Genomic DNA, 3639 nt, shown 5'->3' on the forward strand with positions numbered 1-3639 from the left:
GTTAGGCTAAAAAACACCTAAAAACTAAAACCCCAAAATATGTAGCGCGTCATGCGCGTTGTTTTTGTTTACATGTTTTAAACAGCATGCTGTTTTTTACATGTTTTACTCGCATGCGCGCGCGTGAGGGATTGGGGGTTGGAATAGCCTAAATAACGAAGCTGTAGGGTTTCTCATTTTTGGGGTGAAAATGAATATAACAGAACTTCTTGCCAACGATAACAGAACTTCTTGCCAACGATAACAGAACTTCTTGCCAACGATAACAGAACTTCTTGCCAACGATAACAGAACTTCTTTATTTTAAAGTTATGATTATTAACAATTTTTAGCTATAATAACAGCGTGTGAAGATGCTTTTGTAGCGGTATTTCCTATGTGCGGCAAAATTTGGAGCAATTAGCTTGACTTGGTTGAGTTAGTGGGTTGGAGGATAGAGAGGGCGACACCTCGTTAGGAGGTATCAATGTGAAAGTATTTGTCGTATTAGTCCTAGTATTAGTAATTCTCGCACAATTGCTATATTAGGCTTATTCGTGGTCTAACCCCTTGTTTATGGGGGTTGGCTCGTTATAAGCATACTGATACGATCACACTTATTATACACCAAAAGATAAGGAGTATAGAGTGGAATTTGATCAATCAGACTTACAAAAAGCGTTAAAAATATTAGATGCACTCCCACAAACAATCAAAGAATTACTATCAAAGCATGAAATTAAAAAAGAAGAATTAGAACCCACTCTAAAAGAAAAACCCACACCACTCAAAGCGCCACAAACCACCCCCACACCATGCAAAGATTTAGTGGTTACAACCCCTAAAGATAAAACCTATATCACCTACCACAATAACGCTAATAAGGTCAATCTAGGGAAATTGAGCGAAAGGGAAGCCAATCTTTTATTCGCTATTTTTCAAAGGCTTAAAGATCAAGGGAACACCCTCATTCGTTTTGAACCGCAAGATTTAAAGCGCATGCTAAACATAGATATTTCTAATGAGCGCTTATCAGAAGTTGTTATTAAGCTATGGGATAGCATTAAAACCGCTGATTTTTGGAAAATTAGCGAAACAGAAACTTCAATCATTCAAGAAAATTACATGCTTTTTAGTCGTTGTAAAATTGAATTAAACAAACCCAGTAAAGATTTAAAGTATTTAGAAATCCAACTCAATGATAACTACCAATACTTGCTCAACAATCTAGGCATGGGTCAATACACTTCTTTCAATCTCTTGGAATTCCAAAGAGTGAGAGGCAAATACGCTAAAACGCTCTATCGCTTGCTCAAGCAATACAAAAGCACAGGGATTTTGAGCGTGGAATGGTCTCAATTCAGGGAGCTTTTAGACATTCCAAAAGATTACAAAATGGAAAACATCGATCAAAAAGTCTTAACTCCAGCCATCAAAGAACTCCATAAAATCTATCCTTTTGAACACTTGAGCTACAAAAAGGAACGCCGAAGCCATGACAAACGCAAGGTAACCCACATTGATTTTTATTTTGAACAATTGCCCAAAGGCGAAAATAAGAAACAAAAACAAAAAGACAAGCAACGCACTCAAAGAGACATCAAGCTCATAGCATGGGATATTCACAACCAAATCGCTAAAAGAAGCGCAAAAGCCACTATAGAAGCTAGGTTTCTTGAATTGAAAACCTTGATCGGCTATCAATTCAGGCACAACAATGGGACTATTTTAAAGATTGACAACGCCACTTTTGAAAAGAATCAAATGTTTTTGCATGTTTTGACTAACAAAAATTCTCAAAAATTCCTTGTATCCAACAAGACATTCGCTTTGGAACTTCTGTTTGTTAATGGATACAGCCTGAAAAAAGACAGCTTGCTAGAAGAAATTGATCCCCCTAATATCCACCCTATCACTAACAAACCCATTAAGAAATTTGATGAATACATTGGCAAAACGATCCACATCACTAATTTCAATGTGGATCAATGTCCTGAGGGGATCAACAACTACCTAAAGATCACTAACATTGTCAAATTGAATGACAATCGGATCTGTGTTTCAGTCCAAGATGTGGACAAGCCTGACAAACTTCTAAAACCTTTCATCGCTAACGATGAAAAACATTTGAAGAATTGGTTCAAGAAACACTATCGTTAGAAAAAACACCATGATTGCCAAACTCATAGAAAAACTGAATTATGAAAGAAAGAATGCTATTAAAAATGGCATTTATCACTTAATCCAAATTAAATTTTCTTACAATTCTAATCGCATTGAGGGAAGCAGTTTGACCTACGAACAAACCGCTAATATTTTTGATAAATCCGCTCTTATAACTGAAAAAAACGAAAATATTAAACTTGATGATATTTTTGAAACTATCAATCATTTTGAATGCGTGAATTATTTGCTTGAAAGCTATAGAGAACCTTTGAGTTTAGAATACCTTAAGACTTTACACAAAATCTTAAAAAATAATTGCTCTGATGAAATTATTGGTAATTTTAAAAAACACCCTAATTTTGTAGGCAATAGCACTACAACAAGACCCAAATTAGTTGAAAGCGAATTAACAAATCTTTTGCAACGCTACCACAGCCTGACTGCAACAAGTTTGGAAAACATCATAGATTTTCATGTGGCTTTTGAAAAGATACACCCTTTTAGTGATGGCAATGGTAGGGTGGGGCGATTAGTGATGTTCAAAGAATGCTTGAAAAACAATATCATGCCTTTCATCATAGAAAACGAACACAAAGCTTTTTACTATAGGGGCATTAGAGAATATGACAACACAAAAGGTTATTTGAAAGACACCATTTTGCAAAGTCAAGACAATTTCAATGAAATGGTTAGCTATTTCTTTTCTTGAGTGAAACCGCTTATTTTTGCTTGTGTGCTTTTGTTTTTTGCGTTTTTAGTTGTAGGTGGTTTCACGGAGCTATGAAGCAAGAAAAAGCCCAACCGCTAAAGCGATTGGGTAATTCACCGACATGAGTCTTGTTTTCAAGGATTTTCACAAACTCGCTAAAATCTATATCGCTCACTTTCTTGCCCCAAAGTTTTTGCATAGATTTCATGTTCAAGTCTTCAAAAACCTTGTTTTGGTCTTTTTTTCAAACCAAAACCCCCTTTCTTTTGCGTTTTTTTAGCCTTAATTCGTTTTTTTAATCAAAAACCGACTAACTCATCGCCTAAACGCTAAAAATCGCTTAAAACGAAAAATACAAGCAAAAAACAACTAAAATCCCTTTTAGTCGCTAACCATTTAGCCAATCCTACTTGTTTAGCACCTAAAAGCGCATATAACTTCGGCTTACAATCTAACCCATACTAAACCCTACTAAAACCGCTCATTTTGCTCGCTAACGCTCGCTAGGCGGTTTTAGACCGATTGTTTGCTGGCAAGCAAACACCAACAAGCGAAGCGTTAGCGAAGCATGGACAAAAGCGCATCGCAGTTTGAAAGCGTAGGCGTTAGCCGAAGCTGTTTTGCGTCAGCAAATCAAACAAGATAGTGCAAACCTGGCGTTAGGCTAAAAAACACCTAAAAACTAAAACCCCAAAATATGTAGCGCGTCATGCGCGTTGTTTTTGTTTACATGTTTTAAACAGCATGCTGTTTTTTACATGTTTTACTCGCATGCGCGCGCGTGA

3 protein-coding genes are annotated in these 3639 nt (G+C 36.4%); 2 read left to right on the top strand and 1 reads right to left on the bottom strand.

What is annotated here, in order from left to right:
* Positions 1-627 precede the first annotated feature (627 nt).
* Together H7N67_RS07780 and H7N67_RS07785 are read left to right on the top strand one after the other, a co-directional pair.
* Positions 628-2139 carry a replication initiation protein gene (locus H7N67_RS07780; protein WP_187939605.1) on the top strand — a complete coding sequence of 504 codons (1512 nt, stop codon included), beginning with the start codon at positions 628-630 and terminating at the stop codon, positions 2137-2139.
* Between the two features lie 10 nt (positions 2140-2149).
* Positions 2150-2854 (top strand): Fic family protein, encoded by a 705-nt coding sequence (locus H7N67_RS07785; RefSeq protein ID WP_187939606.1) that lies wholly within the window; start codon positions 2150-2152, stop codon positions 2852-2854.
* 61 nt (positions 2855-2915) lie between these two features.
* Here H7N67_RS07785 and H7N67_RS07790 read toward each other — a convergent pair whose 3' ends face one another.
* Positions 2916-3062: a hypothetical protein gene (locus H7N67_RS07790; RefSeq protein ID WP_232263053.1), complete on the bottom strand. Its 147-nt coding sequence runs from the start codon at positions 3060-3062 to the stop codon at positions 2916-2918.
* Between the last annotated feature and the right edge of the window lie 577 nt (positions 3063-3639).

Origin of the sequence: Helicobacter pylori, from assembly GCF_014498195.1 — a bacterium.
Lineage (GTDB): Bacteria > Campylobacterota > Campylobacteria > Campylobacterales > Helicobacteraceae > Helicobacter > Helicobacter pylori_DO.

Coding starts and splice junctions, on each gene's coding strand:
- H7N67_RS07785 (WP_187939606.1), top strand. CDS start 2,150: ATGATTGCCAAACTCATAGAAAAACTGAATTATGAAAGAAAGAATGCT.
- H7N67_RS07790 (WP_232263053.1), bottom strand. CDS start 3,062: ATGAAATCTATGCAAAAACTTTGGGGCAAGAAAGTGAGCGATATAGAT.